We start from the raw sequence: 16,592 nt of genomic DNA, 5'->3' as shown, positions 1-16,592 counted from the left end.
TATGGACAGACGAAAGAGCTTAAAGTCTATTCTATTGGGTTCTGTTGCCACAGGTTTGGTGGCCCATGGGTGCAAACCAAAGGAGGAGGCTGCCAAAGAAGCAGGGGCCAAGACCTATGACCCCGTAGCATGGCGCACACCTTATGAGAACGAAATTATACAGGAAATAAAGGAAGATGAAGATTTTTTCAACGAGCACCAGCGCGAGACCATGACCGTGCTTTGCGATTTGATCTTGCCCCCGAGCGAACAGTTCAAGGGTGCCTCTGATGCCGATGTGGTGTCTTTTATTGCCTTTATGGCCAAAGATTCAGAATCTGAGGCCATGCAGACCGACCTAAAGGGCGGATTGATGTGGTTAGACCATAAGTGCAATACCGAGAACGGAGTTGCCTTTAAATCGGCCACCGAAGCGCAACAAAAGGCCATATTGGATCAGATTGCCTATTACGACCCCGAGGTTCCTGAAAGTAAGCGGCCTTTTGAGGTCAATTTCTTTTCGATGGTCAGAAACCTGACCATGACGGGTTTTTACACGACCAAAATCGGTATTGAAGAACTGGGCTACAAAGGCAATATGCCCAATGTATGGAACGGGGTGCCCGATGATGTGCTCGAACAGCACGGTGTTTCTTACGACCCTGAATGGATCGCCAAATGTGTAGACCAGAGTAAACGTAACGTGGTGGCCGAATGGGATGATGAGGGCAATTTAATTACTTAATTGCCTACAAACATAAGCTCGGCATACACCGGGAAATGATCCGAAGGGTATCGGCAGTCGAATGAATCGCTTGGTATGCCACTATTAGGAACATAAGAAATAGAGGATTTTTCTCTCCCCGGATTATGATTTTTCAATCCCTAGAGCCTTAAAAAAACGTTCATTTCTGTGTGACATGGATTTATCTGCCTTCCCTTACTAGAATTCGGCTTAAGCGTAGCACTAGTTTGCTCAGGGTAAGATGGTTTTAAAGTAAAATCTTGGAAACCGAATAAGACGGTTATCTTTAGAATCTTAATGTCCAAAATATATTCAAAGTTGAGCAAGAGGCCCTTTTTATTCATTTTGTTGTTTTCGTTGTGCCCTCTTTTTTCCTGCGGGGATAAACCCAAAGAAGATTCAGCACAAGAAAGTAAACCCATGCCAATTTCCGTATTGGTCAAAAAACCTGACAGCATTGAAGCGCCTGATGGGATGGTCTGGATTCCCGGTGGAATATTCAAGCAGGGGGCCTTGGCTTCGGATCCCTTTGCTATGGACCATGAACGTCCGCCCCATACGGTGGCTGTTGACGGCTTTTTTTTGGATGCCACAGAGGTCACCAACGCCGAGTATGCGCGTTTTGTGGAGGAAACCGGCTACGTAACCGTTGCCGAACGACCCATAGATTGGGAGAAAATGAAAAAACAACTGCCCCCAGGCACCCCAAAGCCCCACGATTCGGTGCTGCAACCGGGATCATTGCTTTTTAAGATGCCCGAACGACCGGTTACCAATTTGAACGATTATTCGCAATGGTGGGAGTGGAAAGTGGGTGCCAATTGGAGGCATCCCCAAGGCCCCGAAAGCGATATAGAAGGAAAAGAGAACCATCCTGTTGTGCATATAGCCTATGAAGACGCCGTGGCCTATTGCGAATGGGCCGGAAGAAGATTGCCCACCGAGGCCGAATGGGAATGGGCCGCAAAAGGCGGTCTGCAAGAGGCCATTTTCCCTTGTGGAAACGAAAAAGAAATACTGAACAAACGGGCCAACACGTGGAGTGGTACTTTTCCCATGAACAATGATGCAGCTGATGGTTTCGAGAACAAGGCACCGGTAGGTTCCTATCCAGCGAACGAATATGGTCTATATGATATGGTCGGCAATGTGTGGGAGTGGACGCAAGATTGGTACAATGCCAATTATTATGAAGAGCGTGCCGCTGCAAACGATACCTTGATGAATCCAACAGGTCCTGCATCGGCCTTGAATCGGTACAATCCGTATGCCAAAGAAAAGGTAATAAAGGGTGGGTCGTTTCTATGCAATGCCAATTATTGTGCGAGCTATCGGGTGTCGGCACGTATGGCCAATTCGCTCGATTCGGCCCAAGAACATTTGGGTTTTAGAACGGTGTTGCCCGTGAAGTGATGTTTAGATTCTTGTACGAGCATAGTTTGGTAACTTTTGGCCCCTCTAATAAAAACCATACATTTAGAATGGGTAACGAACAATTCGAAAACTATCCTGGGCCGATTAAAAAGATATAATTGAAAATGGGCGATAAACTATTCGATATTTCCGAGAAAGTGATCATCATCACAGGGGGGTCTGGCGTTTTGGGCGGTAATATGGCCGAATATCTGCTTTCACAGGGTACGAAGGTGGCCATTGTAGGCCATACTCCGAAGAAAGTGGAGGCTAAAATGGTAATACTCAAAAAAGTGGGCTCTGATGCTATGGGGTTTTCAGGTGATGTGCTCGACCAAGAATTTCTTCGAAAAGTCAGGGAGGAAGTGCTTAACAAATGGGGAAAAATAGACGTACTCATCAATGCGGCCGGAGGCAATATGCCCGGGGCGACCATTGCCAAAGACCAAACCATCTTTGATTTGAAAATGGAGGATTTTAGAAAAGTTTCAGAGCTGAACTTGGATGGCTCAGTACGGCCCTCTTTGGTTTTTGGCGAACAGATGGCCGACCAAGGCAGCGGTTGCATCATCAATGTATCATCAATGACCGCGACACAGGCCGTTACAAGGGTGGTGGGCTATTCGGCTTCCAAAGCCGCAATAGACAATTTCACCCGATGGATGGCCACTGAACTGGCACTGAAATTTGGGGATGGACTGCGGGTCAATGCCATTGCCCCGGGTTTTTTCATCGGCCAGCAGAACAGGGCGTTGTTGTTGAACGAAGATGGCAGCTATACCGAACGTGGAAAAACGATTATCGCCAAGACACCGATGAAACGTTTTGGCCATGCCGATGAGCTGAACGGGACGGTACATTGGCTCATCAGCGATGCAGCGAGCTTTGTGACTGGGGCAATCATCCCCATCGACGGCGGATTTAGTGCCTTTAGTGGCGTATAATTTTTACTATGGGATTGGAACAGACATGGCGATGGTACGGCCCCGACGACCCGGTCTCACTGGCAGATATAAAAATGGCAGGGGCCACGGGCGTGGTCACGGCCCTGCATCACATTGCCAATGGAGAGGTTTGGCCCATCAGCGAGATCAATAAACGAAAAAAGCAAGTCGAAGATGCAGGTCTGACATGGTCCGTAGTAGAGAGCATTCCCGTTCATGAGGATATCAAAAAGCATAGCGGCGACCATGAGAAGTACATTGAGAACTACAAGCAGAGCATCAAAAACTTAGGAGAATGCGGCATCGACACTGTCTGCTATAATTTTATGCCGGTGTTGGATTGGACACGCACCGACTTGGCCTTCACCATGCCCGATGGTTCGTTGGCACTGCGATTTGATAAAACGGAATTTGCGGCCTTTGAACTTTTTATACTGCAACGGCCAGGGGCCGAAAACGGGTATGGGCTTGAAGAAATTGCCCGTGCAAAGAAGGTTTTCGATACGATGGATCATCAGTCCAAAAAAAAATTGGCCGACACCATTATCGCAGGCCTTCCGGGTGCCGAAGAGGGTTATACCTTGGAACAATCTCAAAAAGCCCTCGACGGATATAAGGACATTGATGAGGATAGGTTGAGAAGTAACCTCTACGCTTTCATCAAGGAAATTACTCCCGTAGCCGAGAAAGCAGAGGTATTTTTGGCTATCCATCCCGATGATCCACCGTACCCGATTTTTGGCTTGCCACGGGTGGTAAGCACAGAAAAAGATGCCGAAGCATTGTTGAATGCTTTTGACAGCCCTCATAATGGACTCTGTTTTTGCACGGGTTCTTTTGGGGTGCGCCCTGACAATGATCTGGTGGGCATGGCAAGGCGGATGGGGCAACGCATCAATTTTGTACATCTGCGAAGCACCAAACGAGATGATTTCGGAAACTTTTACGAGGCCGACCACCTCGATGGCGATGTGGATATGTACGGGGTCATGAAAGAACTGTTGCAAGAGCAGGGGCGTAGAATGGAATCTGGTGCAAAAAACCAACGCATGCCCATGCGCCCCGACCACGGCCACCAAATGTTGGACGACCTCAAGAAAAAAACGAATCCGGGCTATTCGGCCATTGGCCGGCTGCGGGGCCTGGCCGAACTACGCGGCTTGATGTTGGGAATCGAAAAATCGCTGGCATCATGAGTTTTATCACCGACAATTTTCTGTTGCATAATAAATACGCGCAAGCGTTATACCACGATTATGCCAAGCAGATGCCCATCATCGACTACCACAACCATTTAGATCCCCAGCAGTTGGCAAGCGACCATCAATTTGAAAACATTGCACAGGCATGGCTGGCTGGCGACCACTACAAATGGCGGGCCATGCGAACCTTGGGCATCGATGAAAAGTATATTACGGGTGATGCGAACGATAAGGAAAAGTTCCAGAAGTGGGCCGAAGCCGTTCCCTATTTGGTTCGCAATCCACTCTATCACTGGACGCACCTTGAGCTGCAACGCCACTTTGGCATCACCGAACTTTTGTCCGCCGACAATGCAAAAATGATGTATCGGGAAACATCCGCTCAATTGCAACAAAAGACCCATAGTGCACTGGGACTTTTAAACCAGATGAAGGTCGAAGTGGTCTGTACCACCGATGACCCCGTTGATGATTTTAGGCACCACCAAAAGGCCCGAAAAGATAATGTACGGCCCACAATATTGCCCACTTTCAGGCCCGATAAAGCCTATGCGGTCGAAGACCCTATATCCTACTGCAACTACGTAGCGGTGTTGATGCAGGCTTCCGGGGTAACGATAGCATCCTATGCCGATTTGCTTTCCGCACTTAAAAAGAGGATTGCCCATTTTCATGAAAATGGCTGTCGATTGGCCGACCATGGGCCTGAACAGCTCTATTATTTTGAATTCAACTCCTTTGATATCGAAAAGGTTTTCAAGAAAATCCTTTCGGGAAAATCCTTGGAAATTGAAGAAATCCGGTATTTCAAGTTCGAGACCTTGGTGCATGTATGTCGTGAATATCACAAACATGGCTGGGTGCAGCAGTTTCACCTGGGCGCTTTGCGCAATACCAATGAGCGAATGTTACGGCAACTGGGGCCTGACACTGGTTTTGACTCCATTGGCGATTTCCAACAGGGGTATCCTTTAAGTAAATTTCTGAACCTGTTGGATAGTACCGACCAACTTGCGAAGACAATTTTGTACAACTTGAATCCCGCCCAGAACGAGGTCTTCGCCACCATGGTCGGCAACTTCAATGACGGCAGTGTGAGAGGAAAGATGCAATACGGGTCGGGCTGGTGGTATTTAGACCAATTGGATGGCATGGAAAAACAGCTGAACACCCTCTCGAACATGGGGGTATTGAGTTGTTTTGTGGGGATGTTGACCGATTCGCGAAGTCTGTTGTCCTTTCCCCGACATGAATATTTTAGGCGATTGCTCTGCAATATCTTCGGCAATGATATTGAAAAAGGCTTGCTGCCCACCGATATCGAACACATAGGAAGTATCGTACAGGACATCTGCTACAACAACGCCAAACAATACTTTGATTTTTGAAAATGGATAGAGGTTCGCTGAAAATACATGCTCTGTTGGTTCTGGCCGTACTTCTTTTGTTCGGTTGCAAAAACACTGACGGGGTCAAATATATACGCTTGGCACATGGGTTGGACATCAACCACTCCGTCCACAAGGCCATGGTAAAAATGGGGGAGGATTTGGCCGAGCTTTCGGGGGGCACCATAAAAATTGAGATATATCCCAACCAACAACTGGGCACCGAGCGCGAAATCTTGGAATTGATACAAATAGGAAGCCTCGACATGACCAAGGTATCGGTGGCCACCTTAGAAAATTTTGCGCCCAAAACACGCATTTTGGGGCTGCCCTATCTGTTTAAAAACAGGCAACACGCCTTTGCGGTGCTCGATGGCCCTATTGGACAGCAACTTTTGGACGACGGCCAAAAATACTGGTTGAAGGGTCTGGGCTACTATGATGCTGGCAGCCGCAGTTTTTATTCCAAAGAACGGCCGATTGAACATCCTGATGATTTGGAGGGATTGAAAATACGCGTGATGGAAAGCGTTACCGCCATCGAGATGGTCAACAGTTTCGGAGGGTCACCAACGCCCATTTCTTGGGGCGAGCTCTATACGTCGTTGCAGCAGGGCGTGGTCGATGGCGCAGAGAACAATCCGCCGAGTTTTTACCTTTCAAGACATTATGAGGTCTGCCAATATTATTCGTTGAACGAGCACACCTTTTCACCTGATGTGTTGGTTGCCGGCACCCATTTTTGGGATAAGCTTTCCACGCAAGAGCAAGCTTGGTTGAAAGAAGTGGTCGACAATTCCATTGCCTATCAGCGAAAATTATGGGCCGAGGTGGAAGCCGAGGCCTTGCACGAGGTTAAAAAATCGGGTGTGAAAATTATTAGGCCCGACAAGGAGCCCTTTATGAAAAGGGCTGAAAAAGTATACGAACAGTATAAAAGTGAAAAGGAATTGTACCCTATCATCCAACAAATCCAGACAATGCAATGACCACGGGATTTAGAAAAAAACTGGACAACATTTTGGGCCATGCACTGGTCTTGATCATGGCCGTTATGGTGGTAAACGTGCTCTGGCAGGTGTTCAGTCGCTATGTTTTGGGCACTCCAAGCTCTTTTACCGATGAACTGGCCCGGTTTCTCATGATATGGATTGGCGTTTTGGGGGCGGCCTATGTGGCAGGCCGTAACGGGCACGTGGCCATCGATGTATTGGCCCGGCGTACCAGTGGCAATAACCAAAAAAAATTGAAGCAGTTGGTTCGCATTGCCATCGTACTGTTTTGTCTGTTTGCGATGGTCATAGGGGGGCTTCGGTTGGTCTACGTGACCTATGTGCTCGAGCAATATTCACCTGCCCTGGGCCTGCCATTGGCCGTAGTGTATTTGGTGATTCCCTTAAGCGGATTGCTCATCATCTACTATAAAATCTCTGATATGCCGAACAGCTAAAACTATGGAATACATTCCCATACTTGTCTTGATTATCAGTTTTGTCGGCTTGTTGTCCATCGGCACTCCAGTGGCTTGGAGCATTGCCATTTCATCGTTGTTGACCATGTTGGTGAGCATACCCGCTCTGCCGGCCTTCACGACCATATCGCAGCGTATGGCCACGGGATTGGACAGTTTCGCCCTCTTGGCCATTCCGTTTTTTATCCTTTCTGGCGAATTGATGAACAATGGGGGCATTGCCCACCGTTTGATCGCTTTTGCAAAGACCTTGGTAGGTGCCCTGCCGGGGGGCTTGGCCTTGATCAACGTAATTTCGGCCATGTTGATGGGTGCCATCGCGGGTTCGGCCATGGCCTCGGCCTCGGCCATGGGAAGCATTCTTGGCCCTGAGATGGAAAAAGAAGGATATGACAAAGAATTTGGAGCTGCCGTGAACATTACCTCGGCCACAACTGGCTTAGTCATTCCGCCCAGCAATATTTTGATCGTGTACTCCCTGGCCAGTGGTGGGGCCTCGATTGCCGCACTGTTTCTGGCGGGTTACATACCGGGTATTTTAACGGGACTCTTTTTGATGGTGGTCGCCTCTTTCTGGGCAAAAAAGAAAGGATATAATGTAGGGAAACGAAGCTCTTTCAAAGAGGTGTTCAGAACTTTCGTCGATGCCGTGCCCGCTCTGTTTTTGTTGGTGCTGGTCATTGGGGGCATTGTAGCGGGTATTTTTACCGCTACCGAGGCCTCGGCCATTGCGGTGCTGTACAGTCTGATACTCGGATTCATTTATAAGGAAATCACCCTTGAAAAGCTTCCAAAGATATTTTTGGATTCCTCGGCCACTACGGCCATTGTCATGCTCTTGATTGGGGCTTCGATGAGCATGTCGTGGGTGCTTTCGTATGAGCATATTCCGCAGGAAATCAGCACAGGACTTTTGGGCATTTCAGATAACAAGATCATGATTTTGTTGATCATCAATTTGATTTTACTGTTGGTGGGCATTTTTATGGACATTACTCCGGCCGTACTGATTTTCACCCCGATATTCTTACCTGTCGTGACCAAATTGGGCATTGATCCGGTACATTTTGGTGTCATCATGATATTGAACCTTTGTATTGGGCTTTGCACCCCGCCCGTAGGTTCTGTGCTGTTTGTGGGGGTCGGTATTGCAAAGACATCCATCGAAAAAGTAGTGCGGCCTTTACTGCCTTTGTTCGTGGCTATGATAGCCGCATTGTTTTTGATAACTTATATACCCCAATTGACCTTGTGGCTGCCAGGTCTGTTTGACTTATAATAACCGATAAATACACTATACAATGAGCTTTTTGAAACGAAAAATAAAATATGCCGTTTTGTTGATTTTGTTGGCTTGGGCCTGTGGCGAAACCAATAAGGATGATACGCCCTGGGTAACCCTTTTTGATGGTGAAACCTTGGACGGATGGACCCAGAAAGGAGGCGAGGCCGAATACGAAGTGAGGGATGGCGCCATTGTCGGCACCACGGTACATGGTACCCCAAATTCCTTTTTGACCACGGACAAAATATATGATGATTTTATTCTTGAGTTGGAATACAAGGTGGACCCGTCGATGAACTCGGGCATACAGATTCGCAGCAACAGTTTTCCGCATTATATGGATGGAAGAGTTCACGGCTATCAAGTTGAAATCGACCCCTCTGACCGTGCATGGAGCGGAGGCATCTACGACGAGGCCCGTCGTGGGTGGCTGAACCCAATGGATGGCAATCCGGAAGCACAGAAAGCCTTTAAACAGAACGAATGGAACCACTATCGCATCGAAGCCATTGGCGATACGATCAAAACATGGGTCAACGGAGTGCCTGCAGCACACTTGATTGATGACAAGACCTCTAGCGGCTTTATCGCCCTGCAGGTACACAGCATTGGTGACGACCAGAAAGCGGGCGCCAAGATCATGTGGCGCAACATCAAGATATTGACCGATAGCCTATGGAAATACTCCAAAGAATCACCGATAAAACCTATCATCACAAAAAACCAACTCACCATCGATGAGCAAAAGAACGGCTGGAAATTGCTCTGGGATGGAAAAACCACCGAAGGCTGGCGGGGGGCACGGCTCGATAGTTTCCCTGACAAGGGGTGGGTTATCGAAAACGGCGAACTGACGGTTTTGGCAACCGGGGGCGAAGAGTCTGCTGCCGGGGGTGATATCGTAACGGTTGACACGTATGGTGATTTTGAATTAAGGGTCGATTTCAAATTGACCGAGGGTGCCAACAGTGGCATCAAATATTATGTGGATACTAATTTGAACAAAGGTCCGGGATCCTCAATCGGATTGGAATACCAAATTTTGGACGATGAACGGCATCCCGATGCCAAGTTGGGCAATCACGAGGGTAGCCGCACGCTCGCCTCACTGTATGATCTGATTCAGGCAGACCCGAACAAGCCCGTGAATCCGATAGGCGAGTGGAATTCCGCTTACATTACATCAAAAGATGGCCATGTAGAACATTGGCTCAATGGCATGAAGGTCTTGGAATACGAGCGAGGTAGCGATGATTTTCGAAAACTGGTCTCTGAGAGCAAGTACGCAAAATGGCCCAATTTTGGCGAGGCCGAAAAAGGGCATATTCTGCTGCAAGATCATGGTGATCGCGTGAGCTTTAAGAACATCAAAATACGACCGATAACAAAAGAAGAATAGACATGACCTCAAGAAGAGACTTTATCAAAAAGACCACGGCGGGCACAGCCGCCGTAACCCTCGGCGGATTGGTACTGCCAGAAATGGCACATGCCCATATCTTAGGGGCAAATGATACCATAAACTGCGCGGTCATTGGGGTGCGCAGCCGGGCCAAGGCACATGCGATGGCCATTCACCAAGACCCCAATGCCAAGGTGCTCTACAATTGCGATGTAGACGATGTTATCATTGAACAACACAACGCTTGGTGCCAAAAGAACATTGGCTATCTGCCCAAGGTCGAAAAGGATTTTAGAAAGATTTTGGAGGACAACGATGTCGATGCCGTATTTATCGCCACCCCAGAGCACTGGCATGCCCCTATGGCCATTATGGCCCTACAGGCCGGCAAACATGTGTATGTGGAAAAACCCTGTAGTCACAATCCACATGAAAATGACCTTTTGGTGGCAGCCCAGAACAAGTATGGCAAAAAGGTGCAGATGGGCAACCAACAAAGATCCTCAAGAACAACGGCCATGGCTGTCAACGATATAAGAAATGGTATCATCGGGGAGGTTTACAAGGGGGAGGCCTATTATTCGAACAACCGTGGTTCCATCGGAAACGGAAACAAAATCGAAGTGCCCAAAACCTTGGATTGGGAGCTGTGGCAAGGCCCGGCCCCTCGTGAAGACTATCGCGACAACATCCATCCCTACAATTGGCACTGGTTCAGAAACTGGGGCACGGGCGAGATTCATAACAATGGCACACATGAAATCGATATCTGCCGTTGGGCCCTTGGCGTGGATCTTCCTGAAACGGTGACCTCGTTTGGGGGAAAATATACCTATGACGACGACTGGGAGTTCATCGATAACCAACAGGTGACCTACACCTTCCCCGGAAACAAATTCATCACGTGGACGGGCCATAGCCGCGGCATGATGAAACCTGAACGCCCTGGCCGTGGGGTAACCATTTATGGCAGCAAAGGAAGCATTGAATTGAGTAGGGAGTATTATAAACTGTATGACCTTGGGGGCAATCCCGTTAAGTTCGAATTTGAAAAGGGACAACAGAGCGGCACGACCAACACCATTGGTATGGGCGATTTGGATGTTGACCATGTGGGCAACTTCTTCAATGCGATCAGAAAAGACGAGTCGCTCAACTCAGATATCAACGATGCCAGTATTTCGACCATGCTCTGCCATTTGGGCAATATGGCGCAGGATGCAGGCCACACCTTGAACGTTGATACCGAAACGGGCAAGGTGCTGAACAGTGAAAAGGCCATGCAAAGTTGGAAACGGGAATATGAAAAGGGATGGGAACCTAAATTATAACGAATGAAGCGAAGAGAATTTGTAAAGGGAAGTTTGGCAACCTCAGCGGCCTTATATGCCACATCGATGTTTGGTCTTGAAAATATCGGTGGTGCCAATGATACCGTCAATATCGGCATTATCGGTACGGGCGACCGTGGTGGTGGACTGATTCCGATCATCAACGAGATTCCGAACCTGCGAGTGGTGGCCTGTTGCGATATCATTCCTTTCAGGTTGGAAGAGGGCTTGGCCAAGGTCGATGGCAAAGCACAGGGCTACGAAGATTATAGAAAGTTGCTGGATGACCCTACTGTAGATGCGGTACTGGTGGCCACACCTTTCAGCACCCATGCCCAAATAGCCATTGATGCCCTCGATGCAGGCAAACATGTGTATTGTGAAAAGACCATGGCCAAAGGCTATTCAGGAATTGAAGAATTGGTCAAAAAAGCTTCCGCCTCCAATAAGATTTTTCAAACCGGTCACCAATACCATAGCTCACGATTGTACACCCATATTGTTGACCAGATCAAGCAGGGTAAAATAGGTAAGATAACCGCCTTTGAATGCCAGTGGAACCGAAACGGTAACTGGCGACGCCCCGTGCCCGACCCGAAATGGAAAAAACTCATCAACTGGCGAATGTACCGTGAATATTCGGGCGGATTGTTGGCCGAGCTCTGCTCGCACCAGCTTGATTTTACCAATTGGGTACTTGAGGCCACGCCAGAAAAGGTGATGGGCATCGGTGGCATCGATTACTGGAAAGATGGTCGTGAGACCTACGACAACATACATCTTATATACAGCTACCCGCAAGGGGTGAAGGCTACCTTTACATGTCTGACAAGCAATTCGATGGGCGATTACAAAATCAAAGTATTGGGCGACAAGGGCAGCTATATTCTTGACTATGTGAAGGCATGGTACCACCCTGAAGGCGGATACAAGAAAGAACTCGGTGAGGTCGATGGTGTGTCAGGGGCCACGCTGAACTGGGACCAAGGCAAGGGCATACCCGTTGAGGTCGATCATGCAGACCCCAGTAAACAAGCCTTGATTGATTTCAGGGACAGTGTTGTCAACAATTGGCAACCTATTTCTGATGTACATAGCGGGGCCAAAGCCGCCCTTTGCGTGCAAATGGGTCTTGATGCGATGTACGAACAAAAGATTGTTAATTGGCAAGGGCAGTGACACCGATCTTAAAACATGGTTCTTGCATAATTTGTTGATGTTATGAAATGTAAACCTATTCTTCTTTTGCTGTTTGGTTCATGTATTCTTTATTCACCGGTCTTGGCACAGGAAATAGGATTGCAGCTTTACAGTTTGCGGCACCAGTTTGAAAAAGATGTGCCGGGCACCTTTGAGAAAATTAGTTCATGGGGCATAACCAATTTAGAGGACGGCAATGGAGGAACCTATGGCTATACCATGGAAGCCTACAAGGGCCTTCTTGAAAAAAATGGTTTAAAAATGGTGAGTGTAAGCGCCCCTTTCGAAGAATTGGCCGATTCGCCAGAAACTGTAATCGCAAGGGCCAAGGCCTACGGGGCCAAATACGCTGTTTGCTTTTGGATACCCCATAAGGATACCATCTTTACCATCGAAGAGACCAAGCGCGCCTTAAAGGTATTCAATGAGGCCGGCAAAAAAATGAATAAGGAAGGCATCACGTTGGCCTATCACCCACATGGTTATGAGTTCAGACCTTATGGAGAAGCACTTTTGATGGATTACATGATTGAAAATGCAAAGTTCTTCGATTTTGAAATGGATGTGTATTGGTTTGCCTATCCAGGAGAGGATCCTTTGGAATGGTTACGAAGATATCCCGATAAGTTCAAATTGATGCACCTGAAGGATTGTAGAAAGGGAGTGAAAGGAAATCAGAATGGTACCTCAGATGTGGAAACCAATGTGGTATTGGGCACGGGGCAAATCGATATAGCCGCTATAGTGGCCGAAGCAAAGAAAATAGGAGTGGAGTATATGTTTATTGAAGATGAATCTTCACGGTCAATGGGACAAATACCTAAAAGCCTTTCGTATTTGAAGCGAATGCAAAAATAATAGTAGCAAGTTGGCCCAAGCCCTAAGTTTAATGGGCGTTATTCTTTAAAGGTTTTGCCAATAAAAGAAACCGTTGTATATTTGCCATCCACATCGCGGGGTAGAGCAGTAGGTAGCTCGTCGGGCTCATAACCCGAAGGTCGCTGGTTCGAGTCCAGTCCCCGCTACTACCTTAATCCATTGAAAATCAGAAAAATAAAACTGAATTCAATGGATTATTTTTTTGGTATCTTGCAAAGCGTACACGCGACCGCACAAAAAATGGGCATCAGCAAGAAATATACCGAGCCTAAACTCTACCATGGCGGAAAGTCCTTCGACACCTCCAAACGCTGGTACATTTATTATTCCTATGAGCATCCCGTACAAAAGGATAGACACGGGAATCCACTCATGGTAAGGCAACCGAACATCACCATGAAGTTCAACCGAAAGTACAAAACGAAGAAGGAGCGCTTAATGCACTTCGAACTGGTCAGGGAAGCACTCCATGAGGCGCTGAAGCACGGTTATTCCCCTTACAACTCCAACTTTAAGGCAGAGAATAAATACTCGGTGGAAGAGGCGCTGGATTTTGCCTACAAGCTAAAGAAAAAGTCGTTAAGTGAATCTTCGGAAAGGGACTATCGCAGCAGGTTGGGACAATTTAAAAAACACTTGGAGAAAAAGTCTTTTCTGCAACGGAACATCCTGGAATTGGACAAGAAACTCGTGAATTCCTATCTCAATGGAATATTGGTTTCAAGTAGCGCACGAAACCGGAACAATACAAGAACGGTACTCAGTGCAATCTTTGGAGAACTGGAAACCAATGATATCATACCAAGAAACTTTGTGGAAAGTATCAAGGTACTGAAAACAAACCCAAAGCGAAACAAAACCTATGCATTGGATGTGGTAGATTGGAAACGCCGGACATAGTATACCACCCTCGCCGGGTTAAAGTGACCATAGCTGGCCGGACGAAACTGACCCCCCCGCGCCGGGCCAAAGTGTACCACCTTTAGATTAGATCTATCTCTAAATGGCGAAGTGCTTTTTTTGCTAAAAAAGCACCATGGCGAACAAGCAGATAGATATGCGAAAAATAAAACTGATTTATAAGCTCTACACCTCTGGTGTAAGCAAGCGACGGATAAGCCAGCAATTGGGCATATCCCGCGTTACCATTAGAAAGTACATCGAATTCTTCAAGCGGTACCGTTTCACGGGGTACGAAGTGGAGAAGATGACCCTGGAGGAACTCCACAATCTTTTTAAGGACGGGCAAAGGCCGAAGAGCCAACGCCTGCTGACCCTAAGGCAGTACTTTCCCCACTTTGACAAGGAACTCCGCAAGACGGGCGTTACGCGACGATTGCTGTGGGAGGAATATTATGCGAAGCACCCCGATGGGTTCAGGCTCTCACAGTTCAAGTATTGGTACGCCGAATGGCGCAAGGAGACCTCGCCCGTGATGCACATGGAGCATAAGGCCGGCGACAAGCTCTTTATCGACTTCACGGGAAAGAAACTCCATATCGTCGACAGGGACACCGGCGAACTTCAGGAACTGGAAGTGTTCGTGTGCATACTGGGCAGCAGCCAGTATACCTATGTGGAGGCCTGCGCAAGCCAAAAACTGGAAGATTTTATACGTTGTACCGAGAACGCCCTATGGTTCTATGGCGGCGTGCCAAAGGCCTTGGTGCCCGATAACCTCAAATCGGCCGTGACAAAGAGCAGTCGTTACGAACCTAGTTTGAACAAGGTATTCGCGGACTTTGCCGAACATTACGAAACAGCCGTACTGCCCACACGTACCTACAGGCCAAGGGACAAGGCCATAGTGGAGAACGCCGTGAAGATAATCTACACTAGGGTGTTCGCCCCTTTACGGAACCGGACCTTCCATAACATCACAGATATCAACAAAGCGATATGGGAGCTGTTAGAGAAGCACAATGGAATGTCATTTAGGGGGAGGGAATACTCCCGTTGTTCATTGTTCCTTGAGATAGAGAGGCAAGAACTGATGCCCTTGCCCGAAAAACGCTATGAGATAAAAAGGTATGCCCGAGGTACCGTGCACAAGAACAGCCATATCTATTTTGGGAAGGACAAGCACTATTACAGTGTTCCCTATCGCCATATCGGCAAACAGGTCAAGCTGGTCTATACCGACAGCATCGTCGAGATTTACCATAAACACGAAAGGTTCGCGGTACATAAAAGGAACAAAAAGAAATATGGCTATACCACCCTGGCCGACCATATGCCATCGCACCACCGCTTTGTGAGCGAATGGAGCAGTGAGAGGTTCATTGGTTGGGCAGGCAATATCGGCGAACACTGCAAAGGGTACATCATCGCCATATTGGAAAAGAAACAGCACCCGGAACAATCCTATAAATCCTGTCTTGGCATATTGCACCTTGCCAAAAAGTATGGAAGGGAACGTCTTGAGAACGCCTGCAAACGTGCCTCGGAATATGGAGCGTACAATTACAATATGGTCGAGCGCATCTTAAAGAAGGGATGGGACCAAATTGATGAAGGTATCGACGGGGATCTGGAAATGCCCGAGCACAAGAACATAAGGGGCGGAAAATACTATGAATAAAAACAACACTTAAAAACAGAACATATGAACGAAAAAACAATGGAACTGATGAAACAAATGAGGTTCTTTGGAATGCACAGGGCCTTCGCCACAACAATGGAAACCGGAGGTGCCGATACCACCTACACCAATGACGAGCTCATCGCCTATCTCATCCAGAGCGAATGGGACGACCGCCGCAACCGCAGGATAGAGCGATTGACCAAGTCCGCAAGGTTCAGGTACACGGCCGTTATGGAGGCCTTGGACTACCGTCCATCGCGCCAACTGGACAAAAATCTTGTACAGCGGCTCGGCTCCTGCGGCTTTATCCGAAAAAGGGAGAACATACTTGTCACGGGCAGTACGGGCGTGGGCAAAAGTTATCTGGCCTCCGCCATTGGCCACCAGGCCTGCTCGATGGGGTATAGAACAATGTACTTCAACACCGCCAAACTATTCACCCTGCTAAAGACCTCCAAGGCCGACGGTTCCTACCTGAAACAGATAAACCGATTGGAAAGACAGGACTTGCTCATATTGGATGATTTTGGGCTGAAGCCCCTGGACAACATAAACCGCCACTCCCTGATGGAGATCATCGAGGACAGGCACGGCAAAAGATCCACCATAATAGCATCACAGCTACCTGTCGAAGTATGGCACGACATTATAGGTGAAAAAACACTGGCCGATGCCATCCTGGACCGTTTGGTGCACACGGCACACAGAATAGATATAAAAGGAGAATCAATGAGAAGAAAATTGAAAAATAAAAACTAAGTTTAACCCA

Annotated in this window: 15 protein-coding genes and 1 tRNA gene; all 16 read left to right on the top strand. The window is 47.8% G+C overall.

The features are described 5' to 3' along the window. Position 1: 1 nt before the first annotated feature. The 16 genes from VC82_RS04625 (at position 2) to istB (ending at position 16,582) form a co-directional block, all read left to right on the top strand. Complete coding sequence (locus tag VC82_RS04625) at positions 2-724, top strand: gluconate 2-dehydrogenase subunit 3 family protein (protein ID WP_045801329.1); 723 nt, start codon at positions 2-4, stop codon at positions 722-724. 420 nt (positions 725-1,144) lie between these two features. Next, on the top strand, positions 1,145-2,137 hold the full coding sequence (locus VC82_RS04620) for a formylglycine-generating enzyme family protein (RefSeq protein ID WP_245615976.1): 993 nt from the start codon (positions 1,145-1,147) through the stop codon (positions 2,135-2,137). A gap of 125 nt (positions 2,138-2,262) precedes the next feature. Next, positions 2,263-3,081, top strand: coding sequence for an SDR family oxidoreductase (locus VC82_RS04615; RefSeq protein ID WP_045801327.1), 819 nt, complete (start codon positions 2,263-2,265; stop codon positions 3,079-3,081). Between the two features lie 14 nt (positions 3,082-3,095). Then, a complete protein-coding gene (gene uxuA / locus VC82_RS04610) occupies positions 3,096-4,277 on the top strand; it encodes a mannonate dehydratase (RefSeq protein WP_218917643.1) in 1,182 nt (393 codons plus the stop codon). Next, on the top strand, positions 4,274-5,671 hold the full coding sequence (gene uxaC / locus VC82_RS04605) for a glucuronate isomerase (RefSeq protein ID WP_045801325.1): 1,398 nt from the start codon (positions 4,274-4,276) through the stop codon (positions 5,669-5,671). Before uxuA ends, uxaC begins: the two co-directional genes overlap by 4 nt. 2 nt (positions 5,672-5,673) lie before the next feature. Next, positions 5,674-6,660, top strand: a complete 987-nt coding sequence (locus tag VC82_RS04600; protein ID WP_045801324.1) for a TRAP transporter substrate-binding protein — start codon at positions 5,674-5,676, stop codon at positions 6,658-6,660. Further along, positions 6,657-7,121 carry a TRAP transporter small permease gene (locus tag VC82_RS04595; protein ID WP_045801323.1) on the top strand — a complete coding sequence of 155 codons (465 nt, stop codon included), beginning with the start codon at positions 6,657-6,659 and terminating at the stop codon, positions 7,119-7,121. The genes VC82_RS04600 and VC82_RS04595 overlap by 4 nt, the downstream gene beginning before the upstream one ends. A gap of 4 nt (positions 7,122-7,125) precedes the next feature. Continuing rightward, a complete protein-coding gene (locus VC82_RS04590; RefSeq protein ID WP_045801322.1) occupies positions 7,126-8,421 on the top strand; it encodes a TRAP transporter large permease in 1,296 nt (431 codons plus the stop codon). Between the two features lie 22 nt (positions 8,422-8,443). Continuing rightward, positions 8,444-9,826: a 3-keto-disaccharide hydrolase gene (locus tag VC82_RS04585; RefSeq protein ID WP_045801321.1), complete on the top strand. Its 1,383-nt coding sequence runs from the start codon at positions 8,444-8,446 to the stop codon at positions 9,824-9,826. 2 nt (positions 9,827-9,828) lie between these two features. Continuing rightward, entirely contained in the window at positions 9,829-11,160 is a 1,332-nt protein-coding gene (locus VC82_RS04580; protein WP_045801320.1) for a Gfo/Idh/MocA family oxidoreductase, read from the top strand. A 3-nt stretch (positions 11,161-11,163) separates the two neighbouring features. Then, complete coding sequence (locus tag VC82_RS04575) at positions 11,164-12,339, top strand: Gfo/Idh/MocA family protein (protein WP_045801319.1); 1,176 nt, start codon at positions 11,164-11,166, stop codon at positions 12,337-12,339. 42 nt (positions 12,340-12,381) lie between these two features. Beyond that, positions 12,382-13,218, top strand: coding sequence for a sugar phosphate isomerase/epimerase family protein (locus tag VC82_RS04570; protein ID WP_045801318.1), 837 nt, complete (start codon positions 12,382-12,384; stop codon positions 13,216-13,218). A 94-nt stretch (positions 13,219-13,312) separates the two neighbouring features. Next, a tRNA-Met gene (locus VC82_RS04565) sits at positions 13,313-13,385 on the top strand. Between the two features lie 43 nt (positions 13,386-13,428). Next, positions 13,429-14,139 carry a hypothetical protein gene (locus VC82_RS04560; protein WP_052698915.1) on the top strand — a complete coding sequence of 237 codons (711 nt, stop codon included), beginning with the start codon at positions 13,429-13,431 and terminating at the stop codon, positions 14,137-14,139. A 136-nt stretch (positions 14,140-14,275) separates the two neighbouring features. Continuing rightward, positions 14,276-15,820, top strand: a complete 1,545-nt coding sequence (gene istA, locus VC82_RS04555; protein WP_045800687.1) for an IS21 family transposase — start codon at positions 14,276-14,278, stop codon at positions 15,818-15,820. A gap of 24 nt (positions 15,821-15,844) precedes the next feature. Beyond that, entirely contained in the window at positions 15,845-16,582 is a 738-nt protein-coding gene (gene istB / locus VC82_RS04550) for an IS21-like element helper ATPase IstB (protein ID WP_045800686.1), read from the top strand. Positions 16,583-16,592: the final 10 nt, after the last annotated feature.

It is taken from the genome of Flagellimonas lutaonensis, from assembly GCF_000963865.1.
Lineage (GTDB): Bacteria > Bacteroidota > Bacteroidia > Flavobacteriales > Flavobacteriaceae > Flagellimonas_A > Flagellimonas_A lutaonensis.
The sequence above is the reverse complement of the archived record's forward strand: the minus strand, read 5'-3'. Positions and strand labels throughout refer to the sequence as shown.